Annotated in this window: 29 protein-coding genes; 16 read left to right on the top strand and 13 right to left on the bottom strand. The window is 56.7% G+C overall.

Annotated features, from left to right (window positions below):
• The 6 genes from ABGT74_RS09880 to ABGT74_RS09855 form a co-directional block, all read left to right on the top strand.
• On the top strand, window positions 1–215 hold a 215-nt coding region (locus tag ABGT74_RS09880; protein WP_346705410.1), incomplete at its 5' end, for a hypothetical protein.
• A gap of 2 nt (window positions 216–217) precedes the next feature.
• Entirely contained in the window at window positions 218–454 is a 237-nt protein-coding gene (gene secG, locus ABGT74_RS09875) for a preprotein translocase subunit SecG (RefSeq protein ID WP_297283799.1), read from the top strand.
• Window position 455: 1 nt separating this feature from the next.
• Entirely contained in the window at window positions 456–677 is a 222-nt protein-coding gene (locus ABGT74_RS09870; RefSeq protein ID WP_297283800.1) for a hypothetical protein, read from the top strand.
• A 202-nt stretch (window positions 678–879) separates the two neighbouring features.
• Window positions 880–1,314 (top strand): DUF3842 family protein, encoded by a 435-nt coding sequence (locus ABGT74_RS09865; RefSeq protein ID WP_297283801.1) that lies wholly within the window; start codon window positions 880–882, stop codon window positions 1,312–1,314.
• The gene (locus ABGT74_RS09860) at window positions 1,311–2,387 is read left to right on the top strand and encodes a hypothetical protein (RefSeq protein ID WP_297283802.1); all 1,077 of its coding nucleotides are present in this window, start codon (window positions 1,311–1,313) and stop codon (window positions 2,385–2,387) included. Before ABGT74_RS09865 ends, ABGT74_RS09860 begins: the two co-directional genes overlap by 4 nt.
• Window positions 2,388–2,504: 117 nt before the next feature.
• Window positions 2,505–3,062: an ECF transporter S component gene (locus ABGT74_RS09855; RefSeq protein ID WP_346705409.1), complete on the top strand. Its 558-nt coding sequence runs from the start codon at window positions 2,505–2,507 to the stop codon at window positions 3,060–3,062.
• Window positions 3,063–3,141: 79 nt separating this feature from the next.
• Here ABGT74_RS09855 and ABGT74_RS09850 read toward each other — a convergent pair whose 3' ends face one another.
• Window positions 3,142–4,383 carry a glycerate kinase gene (locus ABGT74_RS09850; protein ID WP_346705408.1) on the bottom strand — a complete coding sequence of 414 codons (1,242 nt, stop codon included), beginning with the start codon at window positions 4,381–4,383 and terminating at the stop codon, window positions 3,142–3,144.
• 156 nt (window positions 4,384–4,539) lie between these two features.
• Here ABGT74_RS09850 and ABGT74_RS09845 point away from each other — a divergent pair, with 156 nt between their 5' ends.
• Window positions 4,540–5,205, top strand: coding sequence for a GntR family transcriptional regulator (locus ABGT74_RS09845; protein ID WP_346705407.1), 666 nt, complete (start codon window positions 4,540–4,542; stop codon window positions 5,203–5,205).
• 70 nt (window positions 5,206–5,275) lie between these two features.
• On the opposite strand, the gene ABGT74_RS09840 is transcribed toward ABGT74_RS09845, so the two are convergent.
• From ABGT74_RS09840 to larA, 5 genes are all read right to left on the bottom strand, one after another.
• Window positions 5,276–5,482, bottom strand: a complete 207-nt coding sequence (locus tag ABGT74_RS09840; RefSeq protein ID WP_297283806.1) for a hypothetical protein — start codon at window positions 5,480–5,482, stop codon at window positions 5,276–5,278.
• The gene (locus ABGT74_RS09835; RefSeq protein WP_346705406.1) at window positions 5,472–6,722 is read right to left on the bottom strand and encodes a GntP family permease; all 1,251 of its coding nucleotides are present in this window, start codon (window positions 6,720–6,722) and stop codon (window positions 5,472–5,474) included. Before ABGT74_RS09835 ends, ABGT74_RS09840 begins: the two co-directional genes overlap by 11 nt.
• A gap of 140 nt (window positions 6,723–6,862) precedes the next feature.
• Window positions 6,863–8,041: a UxaA family hydrolase gene (locus ABGT74_RS09830; RefSeq protein ID WP_346705405.1), complete on the bottom strand. Its 1,179-nt coding sequence runs from the start codon at window positions 8,039–8,041 to the stop codon at window positions 6,863–6,865.
• Window positions 8,042–8,054: 13 nt separating this feature from the next.
• Entirely contained in the window at window positions 8,055–8,351 is a 297-nt protein-coding gene (locus ABGT74_RS09825; RefSeq protein WP_346705404.1) for a UxaA family hydrolase, read from the bottom strand.
• A 12-nt stretch (window positions 8,352–8,363) separates the two neighbouring features.
• Window positions 8,364–9,641 (bottom strand): nickel-dependent lactate racemase, encoded by a 1,278-nt coding sequence (gene larA / locus ABGT74_RS09820; protein WP_346705403.1) that lies wholly within the window; start codon window positions 9,639–9,641, stop codon window positions 8,364–8,366.
• 563 nt (window positions 9,642–10,204) lie between these two features.
• Between larA and ABGT74_RS09815 the strand changes: the two genes are divergently transcribed.
• A complete protein-coding gene (locus tag ABGT74_RS09815; RefSeq protein ID WP_346705402.1) occupies window positions 10,205–10,921 on the top strand; it encodes a GntR family transcriptional regulator in 717 nt (238 codons plus the stop codon).
• A gap of 91 nt (window positions 10,922–11,012) precedes the next feature.
• Here ABGT74_RS09815 and ABGT74_RS09810 read toward each other — a convergent pair whose 3' ends face one another.
• The 7 genes from ABGT74_RS09810 to ABGT74_RS09780 form a co-directional block, all read right to left on the bottom strand.
• Complete coding sequence (locus ABGT74_RS09810) at window positions 11,013–11,858, bottom strand: GIY-YIG nuclease family protein (RefSeq protein WP_346705401.1); 846 nt, start codon at window positions 11,856–11,858, stop codon at window positions 11,013–11,015.
• Complete coding sequence (locus ABGT74_RS09805) at window positions 11,855–12,271, bottom strand: hypothetical protein (protein ID WP_346705400.1); 417 nt, start codon at window positions 12,269–12,271, stop codon at window positions 11,855–11,857. Before ABGT74_RS09805 ends, ABGT74_RS09810 begins: the two co-directional genes overlap by 4 nt.
• Window positions 12,272–12,365: 94 nt before the next feature.
• On the bottom strand, window positions 12,366–12,767 hold the full coding sequence (locus ABGT74_RS09800; protein WP_346705399.1) for a DUF2273 domain-containing protein: 402 nt from the start codon (window positions 12,765–12,767) through the stop codon (window positions 12,366–12,368).
• A gap of 33 nt (window positions 12,768–12,800) precedes the next feature.
• Window positions 12,801–12,998, bottom strand: a complete 198-nt coding sequence (locus tag ABGT74_RS09795) for a PspC domain-containing protein (RefSeq protein WP_297283819.1) — start codon at window positions 12,996–12,998, stop codon at window positions 12,801–12,803.
• A 69-nt stretch (window positions 12,999–13,067) separates the two neighbouring features.
• On the bottom strand, window positions 13,068–13,979 hold the full coding sequence (locus ABGT74_RS09790) for a hypothetical protein (protein ID WP_346705398.1): 912 nt from the start codon (window positions 13,977–13,979) through the stop codon (window positions 13,068–13,070).
• Window positions 13,976–14,635: a DUF1700 domain-containing protein gene (locus ABGT74_RS09785; RefSeq protein ID WP_346705397.1), complete on the bottom strand. Its 660-nt coding sequence runs from the start codon at window positions 14,633–14,635 to the stop codon at window positions 13,976–13,978. Before ABGT74_RS09785 ends, ABGT74_RS09790 begins: the two co-directional genes overlap by 4 nt.
• Complete coding sequence (locus ABGT74_RS09780; protein ID WP_297283822.1) at window positions 14,632–14,949, bottom strand: PadR family transcriptional regulator; 318 nt, start codon at window positions 14,947–14,949, stop codon at window positions 14,632–14,634. The genes ABGT74_RS09785 and ABGT74_RS09780 overlap by 4 nt, the downstream gene beginning before the upstream one ends.
• Window positions 14,950–15,165: 216 nt before the next feature.
• On the opposite strand from ABGT74_RS09780, the gene ABGT74_RS09775 reads away from it, so the two are divergent.
• From ABGT74_RS09775 to ABGT74_RS09740, 8 genes are all read left to right on the top strand, one after another.
• On the top strand, window positions 15,166–16,236 hold the full coding sequence (locus ABGT74_RS09775; protein WP_346705396.1) for a D-alanine--D-alanine ligase family protein: 1,071 nt from the start codon (window positions 15,166–15,168) through the stop codon (window positions 16,234–16,236).
• Window positions 16,229–17,026: a glutamate racemase gene (murI, locus tag ABGT74_RS09770; RefSeq protein ID WP_297283824.1), complete on the top strand. Its 798-nt coding sequence runs from the start codon at window positions 16,229–16,231 to the stop codon at window positions 17,024–17,026. The genes ABGT74_RS09775 and murI overlap by 8 nt, the downstream gene beginning before the upstream one ends.
• Window positions 17,027–17,049: 23 nt before the next feature.
• A complete protein-coding gene (locus ABGT74_RS09765) occupies window positions 17,050–17,481 on the top strand; it encodes a DUF1934 domain-containing protein (RefSeq protein WP_346705395.1) in 432 nt (143 codons plus the stop codon).
• A gap of 30 nt (window positions 17,482–17,511) precedes the next feature.
• Window positions 17,512–19,209, top strand: a complete 1,698-nt coding sequence (gene argS, locus ABGT74_RS09760) for an arginine--tRNA ligase (RefSeq protein ID WP_346705394.1) — start codon at window positions 17,512–17,514, stop codon at window positions 19,207–19,209.
• Between the two features lie 225 nt (window positions 19,210–19,434).
• Entirely contained in the window at window positions 19,435–20,916 is a 1,482-nt protein-coding gene (locus tag ABGT74_RS09755) for a S41 family peptidase (RefSeq protein WP_346705393.1), read from the top strand.
• A gap of 34 nt (window positions 20,917–20,950) precedes the next feature.
• Window positions 20,951–21,991, top strand: coding sequence for a hypothetical protein (locus ABGT74_RS09750; RefSeq protein ID WP_297284440.1), 1,041 nt, complete (start codon window positions 20,951–20,953; stop codon window positions 21,989–21,991).
• 56 nt (window positions 21,992–22,047) lie between these two features.
• Window positions 22,048–23,010 carry a 50S ribosomal protein L11 methyltransferase gene (gene prmA / locus ABGT74_RS09745; protein WP_346705392.1) on the top strand — a complete coding sequence of 321 codons (963 nt, stop codon included), beginning with the start codon at window positions 22,048–22,050 and terminating at the stop codon, window positions 23,008–23,010.
• A 66-nt stretch (window positions 23,011–23,076) separates the two neighbouring features.
• Entirely contained in the window at window positions 23,077–23,802 is a 726-nt protein-coding gene (locus tag ABGT74_RS09740) for a 16S rRNA (uracil(1498)-N(3))-methyltransferase (RefSeq protein ID WP_346705391.1), read from the top strand.
• Window positions 23,803–23,862: the final 60 nt, after the last annotated feature.

Below are 23,862 nucleotides of genomic sequence, written 5' to 3'. Positions count from 1 at the left end.
TGTTTTGCAATTTTTCTGCTTCTTTCGAGCAAAAAAATGAGGTAACAAGATTAAGTCCTCTTGTTACCTTTAATATTACAACTTTCGTTGCAGCCGGTTTTGAGAAAAAACACTTGAAATTTTGCATTTATTGTGCTATAATATCATGTACGCAAATAGAGCGTGCCATGCTTTGGCGCGATAAACGGAATGAAAAAATAGTGGAGGAATCGTAATTATGACTACCGCACAAATTGCACTTTCGATCGTAATGATCGTTGCCAGCTTGTTCCTGATCGTTGTGGTTCTGCTGCAGAGCGGCGCACAGCAGGGTCTGGGCGCGATCTCCGGCGGCGCGGAAACCTTCTTCGGCGCAGGTAAGGCCACGGCAGCGGATAAGGTGTTTGCCCGCCTGACTTCGGTTGTGGGCGTTGTGTTCGTGATTGCCGCGCTGGTGCTCAACCTCGTGCACTGATATGCAGACGGTACAGCGCGTGCTGCTGCTCGCATTTGCGGTGTTGGCAGCGCTGACGGTTTTCCAGCAGATGCGGTACGGCATGATCTGCGGCCGTGCGGAAGGCGAGGATAAGCAGGCTGATCCCAAGGCAAAGGCTTGCCGGCAGCGCGCAGTGCTTTGCGCGGTTGGTGCGGCGGCGTGTCTGGTGGTCAATATTGCGATCGGAGCCTTGAGCCGATAATTGCCGCTTCGGGCTGAAAACACACAATGGATAAAAGTGGTGCGCCAAGATGGACGCACCACTTTTTTGTTCCTGTATTTGTAAATTGAATGGTTTTACCGGGAGAAAAGTGTGGCATCGCTTCCTTTTTGCACCGTAATGTGATATAATAATAACAATAGATCGGCTGCTTTGGAACAGCCTGTGAAGAGGTTTTTGGAACATGAGGAATCAGTCAAATGTCTGTCGCGTTCTGGTGGTTGACGGACAGGGCGGCGGCATCGGCAGTCAGTTGGTAAAGCTGCTGCGTGCTTGCCTGCCGGAGCATTGTGAGTTGATCGGCGTCGGCACCAATGTCTTGGCGACCAATGCCATGCTGAAAGCAGGCGCCAGCCATGGCGCAACGGGTGAAAATGCGATTGTGTTCAATGCAGCGCGTGCGGATGTCATTCTGGGGCCGATCGGCGTCGTGATGGCCAACGGCATTCTGGGAGAGGTTTCGCCCCAAATGGCAACCGCGATTTCGGGCGCTGACGCAAAGAAAATATTGATCCCGTCCTCTACGTGCGGCATTTATGTGGCCGGGACGGAGGACTGCCGCATGGAAGAATATCTGCGCCGTGCTGTGCAGGTTGTGATGCAGGTTATCGCGGAATGAGCGGGGAAGATTACAAAGCGCTTCTGCGCGCGCATCGCACGCGGTATCCGCTGATGGAACCGCAGGATTGCGTCAAGCTGCTCTATCAAAGCGTTCTCGGCCCGATGCATTTGGGTGAAGAGGTCGAAGCGCTGGCAGCCGGCATTGCAGAGGAATGGAAAACCGTTCCGGAAACCGTTTCACCGGACGGAGCGGAGCGCATTGGCGGAGGCTTATGCCGGTTTCCGCTGCGGCCCGGTGCATTTTGCCCGGAGGCTGCGCGCTTGCTGGCAGAATTGATGCAGCAGACGGCGCAGCATTGTCATGGAAGCCTGTTGCAGCTGCGTCGGTTGTTGGAGCAGCTCGGCGCCGAAGAGCCTGACCTGCGCCGGTGGATCGCAGAAGCAGCATGGGATGCTGCGTTGCCTGTTCACCACAGCGCGCAGTTCCGCGCAGCGTATCAGCCGCATTACCGGCTGCTGCGGCAGGAATATGCCGGATATTTTTCGCTTTTGCTGCGGATCATGCAGAAAATGCAGGAAAAACGTCTGCTGCTGATCGCCATTGACGGCTGCTGCGGCAGCGGCAAAACACATTTGGCAGCACTTTTGGAAACGCTGTTTCCGTGCCGGGTGTTCCATACCGATCATTACTATCTGCCGATTGCAAGGCGCACGGCGGATTGGCAGCAGCAGCCCGCCGGCAACATGGATTTGGAACGGCTGCAAACAGAGGTCATACAGCCGGCACAGACGGGTGAGACCGTATATCAGCGCATCTTTGACTGTGCCGCGCAGCAATTGGGTCAGCCGCAAGCGGTGGAGCCTGCACCGCTCAGCGTAGTGGAAGGCAGCTATTCCTTGCATCCGCAGCTGGCCGATGCGTATGATCTGTGCGTTTTTCTCACCTGTTCCGAGCAGGAGCAGAAAACACGGCTGCAAACGCGGGAAGGCGCATATTTTGAAATGTTCGAGCGCGTTTGGATTCCGATGGAGCAGCGGTATCATGCACAATGCGATCCGATGTCCTATCATCCGATGGTGATCGACACCAGCTCGTTTTTTGGCGAATCGTTTGATTCGCTTTGCATATAAATTGATTTTCTGCCAAGAAGGCAGTTTGATTCCCCTGACACCTCCTGGAAAAAGCCATGAAGGCGGTACTGTTTCAGAAGAAACAGCTCGGAAAGACTTTTAAAGGAGCGTTTTATCATGCAAAAATCCATTCGTAATCTGGTTTTGGCCGCGTTGTTTCTTGCGCTGGGATTGATCCTTCCGTTTTTCACCGGACAGATCCCGCAGATCGGGAGCATGCTGCTGCCAATGCATATCCCGGTGCTCATCTGCGGCCTGATCTGCGGCTGGCAGTATGGCGCAATCGTTGGCTTCATTCTGCCGCTCTTGCGCTATGTGCTCTTTGGCATGCCGCCGATTTATCCGACTGGCATTGCGATGTCGTTTGAACTGGCAACCTATGGTCTGGTGGTTGGTGCACTCTATGCGCATTCGCGTTGGAAATGCATCTTTGCGCTTTATCGGTCGCTGCTGGTTGCAATGGTGGTTGGCCGCATCGTGTGGGGCGTGGCAGAGATCATTCTGCTGGGTCTGGGCGGTCAGACATTCACTTGGGAACTGTTCCTGAGCGGCGCGCTATTGACCGCGGTTCCCGGCATCATTCTCCAGTTGGTGCTGATTCCAGCGCTGATGGTTGCATTGGATCGCACCGGCTTGGTTTCATTCTCGAAAAAAACTGCCGTAGATGCAGCATAAGCGCCCGGCAGGATAGGACCGAAAAAACGGCAAAGAAAAACGGCGCTTTCATGAAGAAAGTACCGTTTTTCTTTCCGTACTACGGATGTGGCCGCAGCAGCAGGACGGCGACATCGTTGACGTTGGTGCCGGTTGGTCCGGTGCGGATCAGACCGCCCACGCGGTCGAGCGCGGTATAGGCGTCGTTTTGCTGCAAGACCGCTTCGATCCCAATGCCCTGCGCGAGCAGTGCGTCGCGCGTGCTGCCGTCCACTATGCCGCCCGCGGCATCGGTGGGGCCGTCGGTTCCGTCCGAACCCACAGAGAACAGCACGGCATTGGGAATGCCGGACAGACCGCGTGCCGCAGAGAGCGCCAGCTCCTGATTGCGCCCGCCTTTGCCCGTCCCGGTAATATGTACAACGGTTTCACCCCCTGCGATGAAGGCGCAGGGGGCTTGGCAGATGCGCGCCTGATATTGTGCGACAGCGGCCAAAAAGCTGCCGGCTTCACGTGCTTCACAGCTGAGGCTGTCGGTTAAGATAACGGGATCGTAACGCAATGCGCGGCATTGCGCTGCCGCAGCAGTGCATAATTCGCGTACCGATCCGGTGATATGGGTCTCCACATTGTCCAAGGTATGCGGCAGTGGCTGCTCAAGCAGGGATAGGATCGTCGGGCTGAGGTGCAGCCCGTATTTCTGCACAATGCTGATTGCCTGTTCGCTCGTGGATTGATCGGGATAGGCGGGACCGGAAGCGATCATATCCAGCGGGTCGCCCACGATATCGGACAGGACGATGGAAAAAACCTGCGCCGGTGCGCAGAGCTGGGCAAAGCGTCCGCCCTTGACGGCGGAAACGCGCTTGCGCAGCGTATTGATTTCCACAATGTTTGCGCCGCAGCGCATGAGCTGATCGGTCATGTCGGTCAGTTCGTCCGGTGGGCAAAGCGGCTTTTCAAACAGGGCGGAGCCGCCGCCGGAGATCAGCAGCAGAACGGTATCCTGCTGTCGCAGCGGCTGGACAAGTTCGATTGCCGCTGCGGTGGCGTCGAAGGAATTCTGGTCGGGGATGGGATGTCCGGCCTGCCAAATGGCGGTACGTGGAATGGGACCCATGTCATGCCCGTATTTGGTGATTACGATACCTTCCTCGATGGCGTTGCCAAGCGCATCGCTCGCGGCATGCGCCATTTGCCAAGCCGCTTTGCCGAGTGCGACCATCACGAGCCGGCCCTCCGGCTGTCGGAACGATTGGAGCGCGCGGCGTACAGCTGCATCCGGTAAAACCGCGTGAAGCGACGCTTGCATGATTTGCGCCGCGTCTTTTCTCATATTCATGTTTTCACCCTTTTCTGTTCGGTAAGCGCAGGTAAATTGCAGCGAGCGGGGAACAATCGCGCCTCCGTCCTGCAATGAGCCGGGAAAATCTTGCCAAAATATTGAAAAACTGCTAAGATGGAGTCAGGAGTCCGAATGCTGTCAGGAGGCAAAAAAATGGCCGCGAATAGATCCATTCAGACGATGGGAGATCAAGTATATACTATCCTACGGAAGGATATTTGTGAAGGGCGTTTTGCGCCGGGCGCCCGGTTGCAGGAAATTGAGTTGTCGGAAGCGCTGGGGGTCAGCCGAAGCCCGGTGCGGGAAGCGCTGCGCCGTTTGGTATCGGACGGGTTGCTGTATATCGTGCCGAATAAGGGGACGTATGTCAAGGAGTTCACCTGTCAGGATATTGATGAAATTTTTGATATGCGTGTAATGCTGGAAAGCTACAGCATTTCCAGGAGCCAGAAAAGCATGACTCCGGAGCATAAGCAGCAGCTGCTTGATATCCTGCAGATGTTGGAGAAAACCCGTGCCGAGAATAATGTGGAGCAGTATACCCGCGCGGATGAAGAACTGCACGACGCGATCGTGGCATTGGGAGATAACAGCCTGGTCAACTCAACCTATGCGCGTGTGCGTTCGATGAACCAGCAGTTCCGTGTATTCTCTTTGGCGGACCGCACCCGGTTTGATGATTCGCTGGAGGAGCATCGCAAGATTATCCATGCGCTGACACATGGAGAAACGGAGGAAGCGGATCGGATCAACCGCACTCACTTGGAGCTGGCGTGCCAATGCATCAAGGATCAGCTGCAAAAAAACGGAACGGCTTGAGGGACGCACTCGTTGTCTGGAATAGTCAAATGGCTGCCGCAAACGCGGCAGCCATTTTTGATGTTATCCGTCAATGGATGAAGAGCGACAGGATAACGAAGATCACAGAGCCAAAGACCGGAATCAGAATCGAAGCGACCGACCAGGTTTTGAGACTGGTCTTGATATCCATGCCGGAGAAGTTGGTCACAACATGGAAGTACGAATCGTTCAGGTAGCTCGGGCACATAGTGGAAAGGCAGAGCGCCAGAGCTGCCAGATAGGGGTTAACATTCAAGCCAGCCGTCAGCATCGGGGGCGACGATGGCAGAGCCAGTGATCATTGCTGTGGTGCCGGAGCCCTGCGGGAAGCGCATGATCACGCCGGTGATGATCGGAATCAGGATGCCCGGAACGCCAGCTGCTACGATCGCGTCGGCCATGATCTTGGCAGCGCCGGTTGCGTTGATGACTGCGCCCAGGGCACCGCCGGCTGCGGTGATGAATACGATCGGGCCTGCGTCGCGGCAGGCTTCCTGCATCAGGTTGATGCAGGTTTTCTTGTCAAAGTTGCTGCAAAGCAGGAATGCGCCCATGCACAACGAGATGAACAGCGCCATGACCGGCTGGCCGAGGAATTCGATGATGTCGGCCACAAGCGTGCCGTCCAGCGAGGTGATCTGGCCGACCAGTGTGTTGGCGAAAATCAGAAGGATCGGAACCAGCAGCGTAGCGAAGGATAGGAAAGCGCTCGGCAGCTTTTCAGCCGCCAGCAGCTCGGCAAAGTCCTCGGTCACCAGATCTTCATTGCGCTTGTACTTTTCGTGGATGCGGTCGAGAACCTTGAGTTGTTCGGGCGTGTATTTCGAGCGGTCGATCTCATAGGGGACGATCAGGTTGGGGAATTTGCGGCCGAAGTAGCGGAACAGCGGAACGGAGAAGATAAACAGGGGAATGGAAATGGCAATGCCGCACAGGATATAAATGCCAAGGTCGATGGCAAGCCCGTTTTCCTGAAATGTGCTGACAACGGCCAGCGGGCCGGGGGTTGGCGGAACCATGAAGTGTGTGATGTACAGACCCATGCCGAGGATGCCGCCCAGACCAACCATAGAACGTTTGGTCAGACGGGAGAACTCCTTGGCCAGCGAGGACAGAATGACGAAACCGGAGTCACAAAATACCGGGATGGAAACGACCCAGCCGGTCAGACCCAGCACGACGTCGCAGTTTTTCACGCCGACCAGCTTGAGGATGGTCAGCGCCATTCGTTTGGCAGCGCCGCTTTTCTCCAGAAAAATACCCATGATACAGCCGAAGCCGATGACAACGCCGATACTGGCCATGGTATTGCCGAAACCGGTCGTTACCGTGCTGATGCACGCGGTCAGGCTGGTCACATCGCCGAACGGCATGGCCAGCACCGCAATCAGGATGGCCGAAATAATCAACGACGGGAATGGATGTACTTTGGTAAAGATAATCAGCACCATCATGACAATAATGCCGATCCACATGGCTATGACAGGACTAAACATTGTTTTACCCCCTTAGGAACAAACCGAATTCTCATTGGATAGATGCTTGGGCGGCGCGCCGCCCTTGTCTGTTTTTGCAATGGCAGAGACCAGTGCCCTGCCGCAATGCTTCACCTCCCCGGTGCAGCAATGGGGTTGAGTCAGATCACCGGGCCAAGGCAGAAAATATCCATGGAGCCGAAATAGCCCAGCGCTTCATTTTTGGTCATTTGTCCGGAAAGCACGCGCAGCAGCAGATCGAATGCTTCTTCGCCCACTTCTTCGATGGTCTTTTCGCCGGTGATGATCCGGCCAGCGTTCAGATCCATATCGTGCTGCATGCGTTCAAAGGTGTTCGGGTTGCCGCAAATCTTTACGACCGGCATGGACGGGAATCCTTGCGGTGCGCCGCGGCCGGTCGAGAACAGCATCAGCTGCGCACCGGTGGCGGCCATACCGGTCAGAATTTCCGGTTCGCGGCCGGGCGCGTCCTTGATCCACAGACCTTTCTGATCGTCTATGCGGTCGGTGTATTCCAGTACGCCCTGAATGGGACGGTGACCCGACTTGACGATGGCGCCAAGGCTCTTTTCCTCGATGCTGGAAAGACCGCCTGCGATGTTGCCCGGCGTCGGCTGGCCACCGCGCATATCCTCACCGATGGACTTGGCGCGTGCCTCCATGCGGTTGACGATTTCATAAATTTTCTGCCCGACCGGGCCGTTTTCGCCGCCTACCGCACGGCGGGCGAGAATGTGTTCGCCGCCGAGAAATTCGGTCGTTTCACCAAATACCACGGTCGCGCCCAAGTCGACCAGTTTATCCGCCACATAGCCGATCACGCAGTTGGAGGCCATGCCGGAGGTGGTATCCGACGCGCCGCACTTGATGGCCATAACGACATTGGAAATATCGACGGGTTCGCGCTGCAAGCCGGAGATCTGCTGCACCAGACGCTGTGCAGCGTCGATGCCTGCCTGAATGGCGCGGGAAGTGCCGCCCAATTCCTGAATGCGGATGATCTCGACCGGCTTGCCTGTGGCGCGGATCTCTTCCACCAGACGCTCATGATCCGTACCCTCACAGCCGAGACTGACGATCAGCGCTGCGCCCACATTGGGGCTTTGCCCAAGGTTGGACAGCGTATCCGTGACGCGCTTGAGGTCAAGCGGGAGCTGGCAGCAGCCCTGATGATGAAAATAACCGATGGTTCCCTGCACCTGCCGGCAGATCGCCTGCCCAACATCGTTGGCGCAGATGACGCTTGGGATGACTGCAACCAGATTGCGGGCGCCGAATTTGCCGTTGGCCCGCCGGTAGCCCTGAAAGGTATAGCCCATATGTCGTTCCTCCTCACAAATCGCCGCGGCCGCGCAGCGCGTCCAGATTATGTATATGCACATAATCGCCCTTATGGATGGGCTGGCTGGCAGCGCCGATGCATTCGCCGTACTTCATGATTTTTTCGCCCTTGGCAATGTCGCACAGGGCGATTTTATGGCCATACGGCACGTCGCCATGCACGACGATCTCTTCTGTGTGCCCTTTTTTGTCCCGCACCTCGACCGTGGTGCCGTCCGTGATATCGTTTGCGAACAGGGTCGCCACGTTATCCAGATCATCGACCTTGAGCGCCAGTTTCCGTTCCATTATGCATCCTCCTTACTCCTTGACTGCCAGAACGGCGACACCGTCCGGAATGACGACTACGCGTGCGTCGCTGCCCATCATTTCGTATGCCATTTGCAGCGCTTCGTCGGGCGAGGAGGCCGGGATCATATTGGCCTTGCGCACCAGTTCGTGATCCAGATAGGTGGTCACCAGAATGATCTTGTGCTTTTTCAGGATGCGGGCAAAAATCTGCGCGCACCACTGTTCGGGAATGGTTTCCTTGGGCGGGATCTTGGACAAATAGGCGTCGATCTCGTCCACCGTGCCCTTGACGATCAGCTTTTCAAAATGCGTGCCGCCCATGCCATCGCAGCAAGAAGCGCACATGATGATCACGCCGCCGTCACGGCAGCAGGCTTCCGCGGTCGCCACCGCTTTGGGGCTTTGATACAGGTTCTGGTCGAGCGGGTAGCCGCCGTTTGAGGTGATGACGATATCGCCTGTCACGCTCGGGCACTGTGCCAGACTGCGCACAAAAGACACGCCTTCGGCATGCGCCTGCTCCAAGTCGCCGGCAAAGGCCGCAATGACCTTTTTCTCTGCATTAAGTGCTACATTCAGGATGAACTGTACATTGACCGCGCGTGCCGCGCATACCATATCCTCGTGGATGGGATTATGTTCCAGCACGCCTGTTGTAGAGTAGGGGCTGGAAATAGCCTTATAAGAATGGTTCTCATTGACCGTCGTGGCGTTGCAGATGCCGGGCAGGATACTCTTGCGGCCGCCGGAAAAACCGGCGAAAAAGTGCGGTTCGATAAAGCCTTCGGTGATCAGCAGGTCGCAGTGCAGCGCCAATTTGTTGACCCAAAGCTCCGCGCCCGAGGGAAGCGTGCATACCTGCTCAAAATCCTCGTCGACAAAGGCCTGATTGACCACAATGTTTTCGTGATCGACAATGTTGTCGCCAAACATCCGGCGCTGTTCCTCCTCGGTGGTGGGGCGATGCAGGCTGGTTGCGATCAGGATCGTGATATCCGCATCCGGATTACCGGCGCGGATTTCTTCCAGCAGAATGGGGAGCGTCAGCTTGCTGGGAACGGCGCGGGTATGGTCGCTGGTAACCAACACGATTTTTTGCTTTCCCTTTGCCAGTTCGCGCAAACGGGGAGTGCCGATCGGGTGTTCCAATGCATGGCGCACCAGCTCCGCTTCGCTCTTACCGGCATCATATTCGTCTGTGCGGGAGTTCAGCACAGCGTGCAGGTTTTTTTCGTCCACATGCAGTTCGAGGGATGACCTGTAATATGGGATGGAAAAGGTTTTCATTTGCTTCACCTGTCCTCATTGGCGATTGTAGACTGAATACTGTATTATGTATACATTCTTCAGTCTTGTAAATTCATAATACGCTTGAGGTCGGTTGAAGTCAACGCACCGAATATCTAAAAATGCAAAAAATATTTTGTGAGAAGTGTGAAAAGAATTGGCAAAATGGCGCGGATAAAAGGTGTGCGTCTGTGCAGAAGTAGAAAAAGCGTGTCGCATTGCGACACGCTTTTTCATGGAAAAGAAATGGTGATAGCAAGAAAAGAAGTAGAAGCACACTGTGATCCAAGTCGGAAATATATCGGCTTTGGGAAGATCACAGCGCATCAATGTTGATGGAGGAAACCTGCGGGATCGCGGATAGTTGCAGCAGCAGATCCGAGGTGGACACATCGCGGCCGTGTACGCCGATTTGGACTGGTGAAATTATGTAATATGACCAGTGAAATTTCCGTGCTGACAAGGGAAAACTTGCACTTTTGTCAAAACCGTATATAATAGTACATATTAAAATGGCGGCGCGGTCAGAGCGGGCGTGCGCGCGACAGAAGGAGGAACCATATATGCAGCAAAAATCTTCTGCCTTACGCGCAAAAGAGGCCTTTTTGGCATTGTATCAGGCGGGAGAGTTTGCACCGGGCAGCAAGCTTCCGTCCGAAGTGAGCATGGCGGAACGCCTGGAGGTCAGCCGGGAGACATGGCGCAAGGCGCTCAGTCTGCTGCGCAGCGACGGGCTTTTGGTGTCCAAGCATGGCTCGGGCACCTATCTGTTGGAGCGGCCCCGCCGTATTGCCAACGACCTGTCCCAGCTGCAAAGCATGAGCAAAATGATTGCGGCAGCAGGCATTCACGAGGAAGAGTCGCATGTGGAATGCTCGGTGGGGTATGCGCCATCGGATGTCAGCAGTTTTTTTGAAACGCCGGAAACCGAAGAGTTTTTTATCCTGCGGCGTATTCGGCATGCGGATTGCGGTATTATTTCGGCCAGTCAGAGCTATCTGCCGCGCAAATATGCACCGGAGCTGCGCGAGCATGTGACCGCGTCCCTGTTTGCCTATTTGGAGCAGGAACACGGCATCCGGATCAGCCGTGCGCTGACCGAGTTGTTTATCCCGTCGCAGGATGATCCACTGCGGGCTGCATTGCAGCTGCCGGAGGGCTGCGATGCGTTTGGATTCCGTCAATATCATTATGATTCACGTGGCAATCCGCTCATTTACTCGCTTGACTATTTGCGCAGCGATCTGTTCCATTTCACCATCATGCGGGTGCGCCCGTAAGCGTGATGTGGTTTGTTTTGCTGCATAAAAAACGCCGCAGCGCGGTCGATTGTGACCGTGCGGCGGCGTTTTCTCTGTCATTTGTAAAGAGTTATCTCTGAAGCTGCTGCTCCAGCAAAGGCTGAACGCCTTCCCATTCGCTCTGGTGCAGGCAGCACAGGCTTTCGTGGGGGATAGTCCGTGCGCTGCCGTCTATGCGGCGGGCGGGCAGATCATGCGGTGCGTCATGCGCGGCGGAAAAATCGGAAAGTGCGACAAAAACCATGTCTGCGACCTCGCAGCCGGGCGCAAAGGGCGGGATTCCGTCAATATGAGTGAGAAAGGCGAAGGCCAGCTCGTCGTCAAAACCGCCGTCCTCGCCGCGTGCATATTGCTGGCGGAAGCTGCCTGCCGCGAGAAGATCCTCCGGGCGCAGAATAAGCCCGCTTTCCTCACGGGCTTCGCGCAGCATGGCGGTTTGCGGTGTTTCACCGGGGTCGATGTGTCCAGTGGCGGATAGATCAAAGCCGCCGGGGTACAGCGGACGGTCAAATTGGCGCTGCTGCAGCCATAAGCCGGGGGTACCGTCCCAGATGCCGACCGTCCACAGGTGGCAGACGTGATGAAATAACCCTTGCGCATGCACGACGGAACGCGGGCGCTCTCCGCAGGCTTGTCCGTTCACATCGTAAACCGTGAGCAATTCGCCACTGTTTTGCGATTTGATCAGCGCCTGCTTCTGCGTGCGGCTGAGCCGTTTGATTTCCGCCTCCCGCCGCATGGCCTCGCTTTGGGTGGGGAACATTTCGCTGTATACCAACATGACCGGACCACGACCGCGGGTATATTTCGCACCTTTGCCGCTGTTATGCGCTGCCAAGCGGGCGGTCAGATCATTGGTCCAGCCGCAGTACAGTGTGCCGTCCGCGCAGCGCAGGATATAGGTATAATTCCTCATTGGTGAGAGCGGATATCCCGCTGGGCGACCACTTTGCAGCCCTTGCTGCGGATCAGGGCACGCACCTTGTCGTGGCTTTTTTCGCTGCTGCCGCTGGCCGAGACGAGCAACACCTCTACCTCCTTGCCGGAGGGCAGCAAATTGACCACGGTGTTGAACGGCGGGGCGGGAAAACCAGCCCATACCGGCGCCATGAGGACGATGCGCTCGTATTCGGACAGATTGGGATTGTTCTGCAGCGGCACGCTTTTCTGCCGGATGGCGGCAGGGCAGCCGCGCGTGACCGCGGTCAGCGGGTTATATTTTTTTACAGGTACAGCTTCCAGCAGGTCGGCGCCGCGCGCGTTGGCCTCTGCGCGGGCAAAGGACCGTGTTGCGCCGCCCTGAGAGAAATAAACAACGGCGGTTTTCATGCAATGCACTCTCCTTGGTGTCATTTGATGGAGTATTCTTATTATACCACAAAAGCGAAAGCAGCGGATGGATGATCCGCTGCTTTTTTGTCTGTTATTCTGCGCTTTCCGTGCTTTGCTCTGCGGCATCGCGTTCAGCTTTTCGTTTTTTATACAGACGGTTGCCGATAAAATAGCCGATCGCGGCGCATACAATGGCGCAAACGGTTGCATTGGGCGGGTTGAAGCCAGCCAGACCGAGCAGGCCGCAGGCGATATAACCGGCTGCCACACCGAATGCGGTGCAGTGGAAGCCCACGCGCGGCAAGCCAAAGATTCGCACATCGGCGGGGTCGATATCTTCCTCTTCTTCCTCAGTGCTGTCATCCGTTGTTTCGACTGCTTCATCGCTGTTGGTTTCTGCGGGCAGAACCGTTTCTTCCGTTTCCAAAGTTTCCGAAACGGGCTGCTCCGATTCGATCTGTTCGTCAGCCAACGGCTTCTGATTTTCGCTCATAAGGGGGCACATCCTCTCGTTAGGGGAGGGGTTTTACTGGACGTTGCTCTGGCTGGGGATAATGATGGCGGCAATGATATAGGCCAGAATGCCGGTACCGCCGAAGCAGCAGAGAAAAGCCCAGGCAAGGCGAATGAGTGTCGGGTCGAGGCCAAAATATTCAGCAATACCCGCGCATACACCGCACAGCATGCGGTCGGACTCACTGCGGTATAATTTCTTGCCATTCATAGTAAAAACTCCTTTTCATCTATCATACGTTGTTTTTGGGGGTTCGTCAAGGGGGAGACGGCGCTGCCGTCACTCCATGGTATACAGTTCGGCGGTTCCGCCGCCGTTCACGTGAATCTCTAATTCATTGATGGGATTGCTGACGGATTTTCGGTTGTCGTAGCGCGAAACGCCCGTGCTTGGGCCGACCAACTCCTCGTCGTTGAGGGTGGCGGGGCCGTAGTTGCTTTTGGCTTCGATGTGGTAGTTTTGCGCATTGCCGTCCAGATAAGCGTACAATAGACCGTCGCTGACCGACAGATCCAGTTCGCGGGCGGATAGCAGGTCGGCGTCGATCGAGCCGCTTTCTGCATATAAGTCGATTTTTGATGCACGCAGCGGGATGGCAATATCAATCGAAGCATCCAGTCGGGAGGTGATTTCGATATCGCCATAGCTGGAGACTCTTTCCGGCAGGATCAGGGTGACCTCGTCGCCGTTGCAGGTGATTTCCAGTTCCCACTTTTCGTGGTCAAACTCATTGGTTACGATGGAGAAATCGCCTTCCAGACCATAGTCCATGCCGCTTTCAATGGTGAAGCGGCTGCCGGTGCCGCTTTTGCAGGTCAGCTCCAGCTCGCGGATGTTGTCCAAAGAAGCTTTGGGCAGGGAAAACGGTGGGAGGGTTCCGGTCTCAGCTTGAGACCAGTCGGTATCAAGACGATCGAGCGCGGCGTCGACCTTTTGGTTGACCACATCTTCGACGCGGTCGCTGAAATCATCTGTAAACCAGCCGCTGTGCCAATCGTCATCCGACCACCATGTATGGTAATGCAGACGACCGCTGAGAAAATCCGATATGTCGTGCAGGCTTTCGGTCACCGGATGCAGCACGCCGTTGTAATATGAGCCGTACAGCTGCCCGCCTGCGGCCCAGCCGCCCACCATCATGCAGCAGCCGACTGCCAGCACGGCACAGCAGGCAAGAACCAGTTTTTTCATTGCGCGTCACCTCCGTTTTTGCGGGTGCGGCCGCGAAGCTTGTCGAATGGCCAGCGAAGAATGGCGACCAAAAGACGAAACAGCGGCGGCACAAACAGGATGCATAGCTTGATCATCAGCAGCGAGACCAGAATGCCCAGTGCGAACAGCGCAAGGCCGCAGCCAAGGGTCATCACTGCGCTGGCTGGGATGCTCCACAGGGTGAACGAGAATCCGCACAGGACAACGCCCGCTGCCAGCAGGCCGAGCGGCACAATCACGATGAACGCCAGCGCCACCAGTGCGACAGCCAGCAGTACGCCGAAAACGGTTGCGATCACACCGACCAGCACGCCCGCGAGCGGGATGCCCAACGGGAGGGCGAGCAGCACCAGTACGACCAGCAGCAATGGACTGATCCCACGCCAGCGGCGCTTTTTCGGCTGCGGCGCCGTGTCTTTGGACGAGGGCGGCACGGCTGTCAGTTCCCGATAATCGGCAAGGATCTGCTCGGCGACCTTTTCGGGCGCGCCCAGATCGGCGATCACCTTTTGCTCATTTTCCGGGCCGGCGTCGTCGAAATATTCCTCATAATAGCGCAGGGCACTGGCGCGTTCCTCCTCGGGCAGGGCGGAAAGCGCACGTCGCAGCGCCGCCATGTATTCAGTTCTGTTCATTGGCTATCCCCTCCAAAAAAGATCGCGTCGATGCCGTTCCGGTAGTTTTGCCAGTCGATGCGGTGCTGCCGGAGCTGCGCGCGGCCATGCTCAGTGATTTTGTAGTATCGCCGGTTGCGCCCGGCAAAGGCTTCGTCATAGGTTGTCAGGCAACCGTCCTTTTGCAGGCGGCGCAGTACGGGATACAGCGTTGATTCGGAAATTTCCAGCACTTTTTGTACATCCTGCGTGATACGGTAGCCGTAAGTACTCTCTCGCTCGACCACCGCAAGCACGATGCCGTCGAGCAGGGAGGAGGCGATCGGGTATGACATAGGGTATCACCTCTCTTTTGTGTTTGCAATAATATTATATAGAATATAATATAGCGTGTCAACGGGCATCTAAAAAAATAGTGTGAAGAAATTGTAAATTTTGTAGAAACGATGCGCGGAAAAGCGCGATTTCGCATTGTATTCGCGGGAGAAATGGCGTATAATGTTTTCTGTATGAGTAGAAAGTATTGAATGAGAAGGGGCGAATGAGAAAAAATGAAGCTGGCGGTATTGTTCGGCGGTGTTTCGAGTGAGCATGATATCTCGTGCCTGTCCGCCGCGTCCATTCTGCGCAATCTGGACAAGAATAAATATGAGATTTATGCGGTCGGCATCACGCAGGAGGGCAAATGGTTCTATTGCCCGACCTGCGACGCGGACCGCGTGGAAAACGGCTCGTGGGAGCGCATGACGGATAAGGTTCCGGCGGTGCTGTCTCCCGACCGCAGCGTGCACGGCCTGACGCTGTTTACCGAGGACGGCGTGCAGCACATCCGCATGGACTGTGTATTCCCGGTGCTGCATGGCATCGGCGGTGAGGACGGCACGATGCAGGGCCTGCTGGAGCTGGCGGGCATCCCGTATGTGGGCTGCGGCGTAGCGGCGAGCGCAAACTCGATGGATAAGTCGATCACCAAGGCCATTGTATATACGGCAGGCGTGCGGCAGGCAAAATATTACCTCGCCCTGCGCCATGACTTTGAGCGCGGCGCGGAAGGCGTTGTCCGTGCGGCGGCCGACGCGCTCGGCGCGTTCCCAGTGTTTGTCAAGCCTTGCTCGCAGGGCTCGTCGGTGGGCGTTGCCAAGGCGAACAATATGCTCGAGCTGGCCGCCGGTCTGACCGAGGCGTTCAAGCTGGATAGCAAGGTGTTGGTCGAGGAGTTTATCGACGGACATGAGGTCGAGTGCGCGGTGCTCGGCAATCAGAAGCCGGTCGCGTCCACTGTGGGCGAGATCGCGCCGACGCAGGAGTTCTATACGTTTGACGCCAAATATAAGGATGAAAGCTCCAAGCTGTATATTCCGGCGCACATCACCGAGCGCCAGATCGAGACCGTCCGGCAGAACGCGCTGCGCGTGTATACCGCGCTCGGTTGCCGCGGCCTGTCCCGCGTGGACTTCTTTGTTACCCATAAGGACGGCGAGGTCGTGTTCAATGAGCTGAATTCGATCCCGGGCTTTACCTCGATCAGTATGTACCCCAAGCTGTTTGATTATGAAGGCCTGCGCTATCCCGCCCTGCTGGATCGTTTGATCGAGCTGGCGCTGGAGGAGCATCATGGATAATCGCGCGATCGGCGTGTTTGATTCCGGTCTGGGCGGGCTGACCGCCGTGCGGCGGCTGCACGCGCTTATGCCGGACGAGGATATTATCTATTTCGGTGATACCGGCCGCGTGCCGTATGGTACGCGCGGGCGGGACACGATTATTAAGTACGCGCGGCAGGATGTTGCATTCCTGCGGCAGTTTGACCTGAAAGCCATCATCATTGCCTGCAATACGGTTTCTTCGGTCGCGCTCGATCTGCTCGGCCATGAGAACGATATCCCGATCATCGGCACGGTTGAGCCTGCGTGCCGCCGCGCGATGACGATGACGCAAAACGGCAAGGTCGGCGTGATCGGCACCGCCGCAACCGTGCGGTCGGGCGCGTATGAGCGCTATCTGCACCATGCGGACGGCAGCTTGACGCTGTACACCCAGCCCTGCCCGCTGTTTGTGCCGCTGGTTGAAAACGGCCGCGTGCAGCGCGGGGATGTGGTGATCGAAACGGTCGTAGCGGAGTACCTCGCGCCGCTCAAAGAGGCGGGCGTGGATACGCTGATTCTGGGCTGCACGCATTATCCGCTGCTGGAAGGCGTGATCGGGGACTTTATGGGCCCGGATGTGACGCTGATCGACTCGGGTGCGGAGGCGGCAAATCTTGCCTCGACGCAGTTCGACCCAGCCGGTGGCCCGGGCAAGACCCGCTATTTCGTTTCGGACGATCCGGACGGATTTGACCAGCTTGCCGGTCTGTTTTTGCAGGAGCAGATCGACGTGGGCGCGGGCTTGGTCGATATTTCGAGCTATTGACACAGGCATAAACGGAGTGTGTTATGAAAAAAGATGTTTGGCTGTCGATTTCCTCCAAGCAGCAGTTTACCGGCTGCGATGAGGAGAAAATTGATTTGGTAACAGCCGCGACGCTGTACGAGCGCGGCGGCAAATATTACATCGCCTATGAGGAGAGCGAGCTGACCGGGCTGGAGGGCACTAAGACCACAGTCAAGCTGGACGGCAAGACAGTCGCGCTCATCCGCACGGGCGCATTCCCTTCGCACATGCTGTTTGCCGAGGACGAGCGGCATGTAGGACTGTATCAGACGCCAATCGGCGCGGAAATGACGGTTTCCACCCACACCTCGCGCGTGCGCAACACCGTGGGGGAAAACGGCGGCGAACTGGTGATTGACTATACGGTGGAGGTGGATCACTCGCTGATGGGCGAGCATCATTTTGAAATGGTGGTATCCACGCAGCCGGTATAGGTTTGAAAAAGAATAACGGAGAGTGAACAGATGAACGCATATGAATTTGCGCGTGCCGAGGCCACCCGTGTGGTCGAGGCGGCTTACCATAAGGCTGTGGCGGCAGGGCAGCTGCCCGAAGGCGACATCCCGCCCGTCGCGGTTGAGACCCCGAAGGACGCATCCAACGGTGACTGGGCTTCCACCTTTGCCATGCAGTGCGCCAAGCCTCTGCGTATGGCGCCCCGCAAGATTGCGGAGGCGGTCGTAAGCAATCTGGAACTGGCGGACAGTTGCTTTGATAAGGTGGAGATCGCCGGTCCGGGCTTTATGAACTTTACCCTCGGACAGAACTGGTACGAAAAAGCGGTGCGCGACGTGTTTGAGCGCGGCTCGGATTATGGCCGCAGCCAGACCAAAACGCCGGAAAAGGTGATGGTCGAGTTCGTGTCCGCCAACCCCACCGGCCCGATGCACATGGGCAACGCGCGCGGCGGCGTGCTGGGCGACTGCCTGTCATCCGTACTCGACTGGTCGGGTAACGACGTGACGCGCGAATTCTATATCAACGACGCGGGCAATCAGGTCGATAAGTTTGCCCACTCGGTGGAAGGCCGCTATATTCAGGAGATCCGCGGCGAGGACGCGATCGAATTTGCCCCCTCGTGGTATCAGGGCGACGACATCAAGGCGCTGGCGCATGATCTTGTCGAGCAGTATGGCGACAGCCTGATGGACAAAACGCCGGAGGAGCGCTTTGCCATCATCGAGGGCTACGGTCTGCCGACTAATATCGCGCGCATGGAGCGCGACCTCAAGCGTTATAAGATCAACTATGACGTTTGGTTCCGCGAGAGTGAGCTGCATGAGAGCGGCTATGTCAAGGAAACCATCGACATGCTGACCGAAAAGGGCGCGACCTATGAGACCGAGGACGGCGCGCTCTGGCTGCGTTCGACTGACTTCGGCTGCGACAAGGACGATGTGCTGCGCCGTGCCAACGGTTTTTACACCTATTTTGCGGCGGATATCGCGTACCACCGCAACAAGTTTGAAAAGCGCGGCTTTGACCGTGTCATCAATATCTGGGGCGCAGACCACCATGGACACGTCAAGCGCTTGCAGTGCGCGCTTGACGCGCTGGGTCTGGATGGCTCGCACCGTCTGGAAATTGTGCTCATGCAGCTGGTGCGCATGATGCAGGGCGGCGAGGTCGTCCGCATGTCCAAGCGCACGGGCAAAAGCCTTACCTTAACCGACCTGCTGGACGAAATTCCGGTCGATGCGGCGCGCTTCTTCTTCAATTCCCGCGCGGCAGAGACCCAGATGGAGTTCGACCTTGACCTTGCGGTCAAGCAGGATTCGGACAACCCGCTCTACTATGTACAGTACGCGCACGCGCGCATCTGCTCGGTCATCAAGAACTGCACCGAAGGTGGTGTGCCCATGCCGGACCTGAAAACGGTCGATCTGTCCGTGCTGACGAGCGCGGACGAGCGGCAGCTCGTCAAGACCATCGCGCTGCTGCCGGAGGAGATCGTGCAGGCTGCGACCAGCCGCGATCCGTCGCGCCTGAACAAGTATGCCGTGGCGCTTGCGCAGCAGTTCCACCACTTCTATAATGCCTGCCGCATCAAGTGCGACGACGAAAAACTGTGCGCGGCGCGTCTGGCACTGTGCCTGGCCGCGCGGCAGACGATCGCCAACGCGCTCGGCCTGATCGGCGTGGAGGCACCGGAAACGATGTAAAACTTCGTTCCAACCGTACAGGTTGGAACGAGTTTGGGTTCCACCGCGCCGTGGGCGCGGATGAAACCTAGAGGAAGAAAAGTTCCGACACGCGAAACTTTTCTTCCTTCTTGTATCAAAACCCACGTACATGCCGCGGGTTTTGATGAAAATTCTTCGTTTGGAAGAATTTTCTGCTTGAATGGGCGCGCAAGCGCAGTTGCTTCTCTGAAAATGGAGATTTATATGAAAAAGTTTGCAAAGAGGCTGGCGGCTTTGGCGCTGTCGGCGACGCTGATTGTGCCGGCCGGTGCGATCACACAGGACGGACAGAGTGAAACCTGGTTTGACGGTGTTTGGGCGCTGATCGACACGTTTGGGCTTAAGGCGGAAAACAACCCGTATGTGCTGCAAAATTACATCAATAAGTATTTGCAGGAGCATCCGGAGGAAATGTACAACGTCATTAACGATATCCTTTCTCTGCTCGATACGCATTCCATGTATCTGTCGAGCGAGGAATACTCTGAGGGCTTTTCCACGCTGGAGGGATTTGTCGGCATTGGCGTGGGGCTTCAGCAGGGCTCCGGCGGCGTTGTGGTCAGTGAGGTGATGCGCTACTCCGCGGCGGAGGAAGCGGGTCTGGAAATTGGCGATCTGATCATTGTGGTGGACGGTAAAGATGCCACGCAGATGAATAATACGGAAGTAGCGGAGCTGCTGCGCGGGCAGGAAGGCACGAAAGTGGCCATCACGGTGCGCCGGCAGGGGCGAGAGCTGACCGTCACCTGCGTACGGCGACAGGTCAATCAGGTCTATGTATCCAGTCAGACCATGGCTGACGGCGTGGAGTACATCAAGGTCAGTGCGATGGGTTCGGAAAACGACTGGACGGCCTTTTCGGAAATCTGGCAGGGACTGGACGAAAAGAACACCCGCGCGGTCATTCTGGATCTGCGCGGTAACGGCGGCGGTGTGATTGATATTGCATTTCGAATGGCAGATGCCATGGTGCAGGATGCGAACGTCTACCTTGCCGGTGTGCGCTGGCGTGAGGATATGGGCGGTTTGGAGGAGTATTTCTCCACCGGAGGCGGCTTGCCGCTGAACAAAATTATTGTACTGGTGGACGGCGGCACGGCTTCGGCGGCAGAGCTGCTGGCAGGTAGCCTGCAGGACAACGGCGCAGCTGTGCTGGTCGGTGAAAAGACCTATGGCAAGGGTCAGGGTCAGTATCATCTCGACCTGATCAATGGCGACAAGCTGGTGATTACCACGCTCCAGCTGGAACTGCCCGAGCAGGGCTGCTGGGAAGGGATCGGCCTGACGCCGGATATCCAGATTGAGAACCGCACCGTGACCGTCAATGCGGAGCGCCTGACACCGCTGGATACGACGCAGGACATACGCTTCGGCACGCAGTCGGACAACGTCTATGCCATGACGGAGCGGCTGGTGCTGCTGGGCCTGCTGGATGAGGCAACCAATACGTTCGACAGCAGCGTAATGAGTGCAGTGCAGTCGTTCCTTGAAAGCTATGAGATGGAACCGCAGCTGTACGCTTCGTCTGAAATGCTGCAGGCGCTCGATGCGGCCATGCAGACATTGGACGGACAGACCTACGAACTGGACGAGCAGCTGCTTACCGCACTGGAGATCGGCAAGCTGGCGGCGGCTGAGCCGCAGCAATATACTGCGCTGCCGGATGGCAGCTGGAAGAAAAACTAATTGGACGGTATTCTTCTTGGGAGGAAAAACGACATTGGATATTCCTTTATGCCCGATGGAACATAAACCCCAGATTTTGCTCACCGATCCGGCAGCGCTGCCGCTTTGTCAGAAGCAGCCAGAGCGGTTTGCAGGCGCGATCGCACCGGACGGAGAAACCTGTACGGCTTGGGCGCAAAGCCTTGCGCCGCTGCCGGTCGGGTTGATGCTGGATTGTCCGCCGGTTCCGGATGCGGAAGAGTGTGGGCGGCCGATCACAACGGTGTATATGAAGCAGTGCAAGCAGGCGTTCCGTCCGCTTTTGCATGATGATGCCGCGTTTTATTGTCTGCGCGGTGCGCAAACCTTTGCGGCGCTGCGCGCGGCGGTGCTCGCGCTGGGCGACCTGTGCGGCCGCACGGTGATCGCGGAGCTGCTGGTAGAGGATGATGAAGGCCGCCTGTCCGACGGTACGGATATCCGCGCGGCGGTTGGGGTGTTGCAGCGTATCGGCGTGACGACAGTCATTTTGACCGCGCATGATCCGCAGTCGATCACCGAGGCGCTCGATATGACGGCGCCGTATGCCCGTTTGTCGCTCGGTGTGTGCGTACATTCCGCATGGCTGCGCGCGCAGACCCCGCTATATAACACAGAGATTTTCCTGCCGGCGGAGCATGACGATACCGCACGCCTGCTCGAGGCCATTGATGCCCATACAGGCGGCGCGATGGTCGAGCGCGACCATGATGATTTTATTCTGGCGCCGGACGGCAAAAATGCGCATTTCATCGACCCGACGATTGATATTTCGGATGAGATCGAATGCGGGCCGCGGCTCGAGGAAGCGCTGATCGAGGCGGAGGATGACGCGGGCGCACTCAAGCTTCTGCTGGAAACCGAGGATGATGTGATCGCGCTGGAGGAATACTGGTATATGATTTCCCGGCCGCTGTGCCTGTGCGCGGAGTCGGCCGAGCTGCTTGAACAGGGCCTGCGCGTGTATCCGGGTCTTGCGCTGTATGACGGCACATGGGAGCAGCCAGAAGAGGTTTTGCATTATCTGGAACAAAAATACGGTTTGATCCGTTTATAAACTTTGGGCCGGAGGAAAAGGACGCTGCGGCACAGCAAGACATGTGGAGGAATGCAATGGACTGGAAAGAAGTTACCATTTACACGACAACAGCCGGTATCGGCCCGGTCGAGGCGCTGCTGGAGGATCAAGGTGTAGAGGGCTATGTGCTTGAGGACGCTGCGGATTTTGAAGAATTTTTGCAGGATACCGAGATCTACTGGGACTATGTGGACGAGGATCTGGTGCGCGAAAAGCGTGCGCAGGAAACCTGCCTGAAAATCTATTTGTCGGACGATGAAGCCGGTGCAAAGCAGTATGCGTCGATTTGCGCCGCGCTGGAAAACCTGAAAGCGCGGGACGAGGATCATGCATGGGGCCGTCTGTGCACCGAAACCGCCCTGACCCGTCAGGAAGATTGGGAATGGGGCTGGAAGCAGTATTTTAAGCCCTTCCCGGTGGGCGATACCTTTATGATTAAGCCTTCATGGGAGACGGTAGAGGACGCACAGGGCAGAAAGATACTGGAAATTGACCCTGCCTCTTCCTTTGGCACAGGCAGTCACGACACCACGCAGCTCTGCATGGCGGCGCTTGAGAAAATGGTTCAGCCGGGCGATACCCTGCTCGATATGGGTACCGGTTCGGGCATTCTTGCCATTGCTGCGGCAATGCTGGGCGCGGATGTGAAAACCGTGGTGGATATTGACGAAAACTGCCTGAAAACCGCACAGGAAAATGCCGAGAAAAATCACGTTTCCATCGGCAAGGGACTGTGCGGCGATGCGCTGCGCAATCCGCAGTTGGCGGAGGAGATCGGTGCGGGTTACGATATCATCGTGGCAAATATCGTGGCGGACGTCATCATCGGCATGGCGCCGATGTTTGCGGACAAGCTGCTGCCGGGCGGTCATCTGATCTGCTCGGGCATCCTCAACGAGCGTGCGGACGAGGTGCGCGCCGCGCTGGAGCAAAACGGTTTTGCGATTTTATTGCATGCGCAGAGCGAAGATTGGAGCGCTTTTACCGCAAAAAAGTAATTCACGGAATGTTCACTTGCAAAAGTGCGTTTTTTTTGATAGAATAGGAAAGGTTACTTGATTGTTATGCCGAGATTCTTTGTGGCCGAACAGCCGGAAAACGGTGTGCTGACGCTGCACGGAGACAATGCGCATCACGCGGGACGTGTGCTGCGGTTGCATCCGGGCGAGTCGGTGACGCTGTGCGACGGCAAGGGCACGGATTTTGATTGCACGATCGAATCGGTCGAAAAGGATGCGGTCGTTTGCCGTGTGCAGGACAGCCATCCGGCCGAAACCGAGCCGCGGCAGCAGCTGACATTGTATATGGCGCTGCCGAAGAGCGATAAAATGGATTTCATTGTGCAGAAGGCAGTTGAGTTGGGCGTGCGGGAGATCGTGCCGTATCTGTCCAAAAATTGTGTTTCCCGGCCGGATAAGACCGAGAAAAAAGTGGAGCGCTGGCAGAAAATTGCGCTGGAAGCCGCAAAGCAGTGCGGCAGAGGATATTTGCCTGCCGTACATGCCGTCGTGTCGTTCGAGCAGGCGGCGGAGCGGGCGGCGCAAAGTCAAACCGCGCTGTTTTTTTACGAAAATGAACGGCAGACCGGCCTGCGTGACATATTGTCGAACGGAGTCGGAGAGACGGTTTCGTTGGTGATTGGCCCGGAGGGCGGTTTCGCGCCGGAGGAGGCCGCATTCGCAGTCAAGTCGGGATTGACAAGTGTATCACTGGGCACGCGCATCCTGCGATGCGAGACAGCGCCGGTTGCGGCGCTGGCCGCCGTGCTGTATGCAGGCGGAAACATGTAAGAACAAAAAAGAGGGAGTGTAGGCATTGGCTAAAAGCAATGTGGGCAAAAAGCCAATCAG

This window comes from uncultured Agathobaculum sp. (genome assembly GCF_963927765.1).
GTDB lineage: Bacteria > Bacillota > Clostridia > Oscillospirales > Butyricicoccaceae > Agathobaculum.
The sequence above is the reverse complement of the archived record's forward strand: the minus strand, read 5'-3'. Positions and strand labels throughout refer to the sequence as shown.

Coding starts and splice junctions, on each gene's coding strand:
- ABGT74_RS09865 (WP_297283801.1), top strand. CDS start 880: ATGAGGAATCAGTCAAATGTCTGTCGCGTTCTGGTGGTTGACGGACAG.
- ABGT74_RS09785 (WP_346705397.1), bottom strand. CDS start 14,635: ATGAACAGAACTGAATACATGGCGGCGCTGCGACGTGCGCTTTCCGCC.
- ABGT74_RS09780 (WP_297283822.1), bottom strand. CDS start 14,949: ATGTCATACCCGATCGCCTCCTCCCTGCTCGACGGCATCGTGCTTGCG.
- ABGT74_RS09800 (WP_346705399.1), bottom strand. CDS start 12,767: ATGAGCGAAAATCAGAAGCCGTTGGCTGACGAACAGATCGAATCGGAG.
- murI (WP_297283824.1), top strand. CDS start 16,229: ATGGATAATCGCGCGATCGGCGTGTTTGATTCCGGTCTGGGCGGGCTG.
- larA (WP_346705403.1), bottom strand. CDS start 9,641: ATGAAAACCTTTTCCATCCCATATTACAGGTCATCCCTCGAACTGCAT.
- ABGT74_RS09845 (WP_346705407.1), top strand. CDS start 4,540: ATGGCCGCGAATAGATCCATTCAGACGATGGGAGATCAAGTATATACT.
- ABGT74_RS09805 (WP_346705400.1), bottom strand. CDS start 12,271: ATGAAAACCGCCGTTGTTTATTTCTCTCAGGGCGGCGCAACACGGTCC.
- ABGT74_RS09860 (WP_297283802.1), top strand. CDS start 1,311: ATGAGCGGGGAAGATTACAAAGCGCTTCTGCGCGCGCATCGCACGCGG.
- ABGT74_RS09790 (WP_346705398.1), bottom strand. CDS start 13,979: ATGAAAAAACTGGTTCTTGCCTGCTGTGCCGTGCTGGCAGTCGGCTGC.
- prmA (WP_346705392.1), top strand. CDS start 22,048: ATGGACTGGAAAGAAGTTACCATTTACACGACAACAGCCGGTATCGGC.
- ABGT74_RS09815 (WP_346705402.1), top strand. CDS start 10,205: ATGCAGCAAAAATCTTCTGCCTTACGCGCAAAAGAGGCCTTTTTGGCA.
- ABGT74_RS09740 (WP_346705391.1), top strand. CDS start 23,077: ATGCCGAGATTCTTTGTGGCCGAACAGCCGGAAAACGGTGTGCTGACG.
- ABGT74_RS09870 (WP_297283800.1), top strand. CDS start 456: ATGCAGACGGTACAGCGCGTGCTGCTGCTCGCATTTGCGGTGTTGGCA.
- ABGT74_RS09855 (WP_346705409.1), top strand. CDS start 2,505: ATGCAAAAATCCATTCGTAATCTGGTTTTGGCCGCGTTGTTTCTTGCG.
- ABGT74_RS09830 (WP_346705405.1), bottom strand. CDS start 8,041: ATGGGCTATACCTTTCAGGGCTACCGGCGGGCCAACGGCAAATTCGGC.
- ABGT74_RS09795 (WP_297283819.1), bottom strand. CDS start 12,998: ATGAATGGCAAGAAATTATACCGCAGTGAGTCCGACCGCATGCTGTGC.
- ABGT74_RS09850 (WP_346705408.1), bottom strand. CDS start 4,383: ATGAATATGAGAAAAGACGCGGCGCAAATCATGCAAGCGTCGCTTCAC.
- ABGT74_RS09775 (WP_346705396.1), top strand. CDS start 15,166: ATGAAGCTGGCGGTATTGTTCGGCGGTGTTTCGAGTGAGCATGATATC.
- ABGT74_RS09755 (WP_346705393.1), top strand. CDS start 19,435: ATGAAAAAGTTTGCAAAGAGGCTGGCGGCTTTGGCGCTGTCGGCGACG.
- ABGT74_RS09765 (WP_346705395.1), top strand. CDS start 17,050: ATGAAAAAAGATGTTTGGCTGTCGATTTCCTCCAAGCAGCAGTTTACC.
- ABGT74_RS09835 (WP_346705406.1), bottom strand. CDS start 6,722: ATGTTTAGTCCTGTCATAGCCATGTGGATCGGCATTATTGTCATGATG.
- ABGT74_RS09810 (WP_346705401.1), bottom strand. CDS start 11,858: ATGAGGAATTATACCTATATCCTGCGCTGCGCGGACGGCACACTGTAC.
- ABGT74_RS09825 (WP_346705404.1), bottom strand. CDS start 8,351: ATGGAACGGAAACTGGCGCTCAAGGTCGATGATCTGGATAACGTGGCG.
- secG (WP_297283799.1), top strand. CDS start 218: ATGACTACCGCACAAATTGCACTTTCGATCGTAATGATCGTTGCCAGC.
- argS (WP_346705394.1), top strand. CDS start 17,512: ATGAACGCATATGAATTTGCGCGTGCCGAGGCCACCCGTGTGGTCGAG.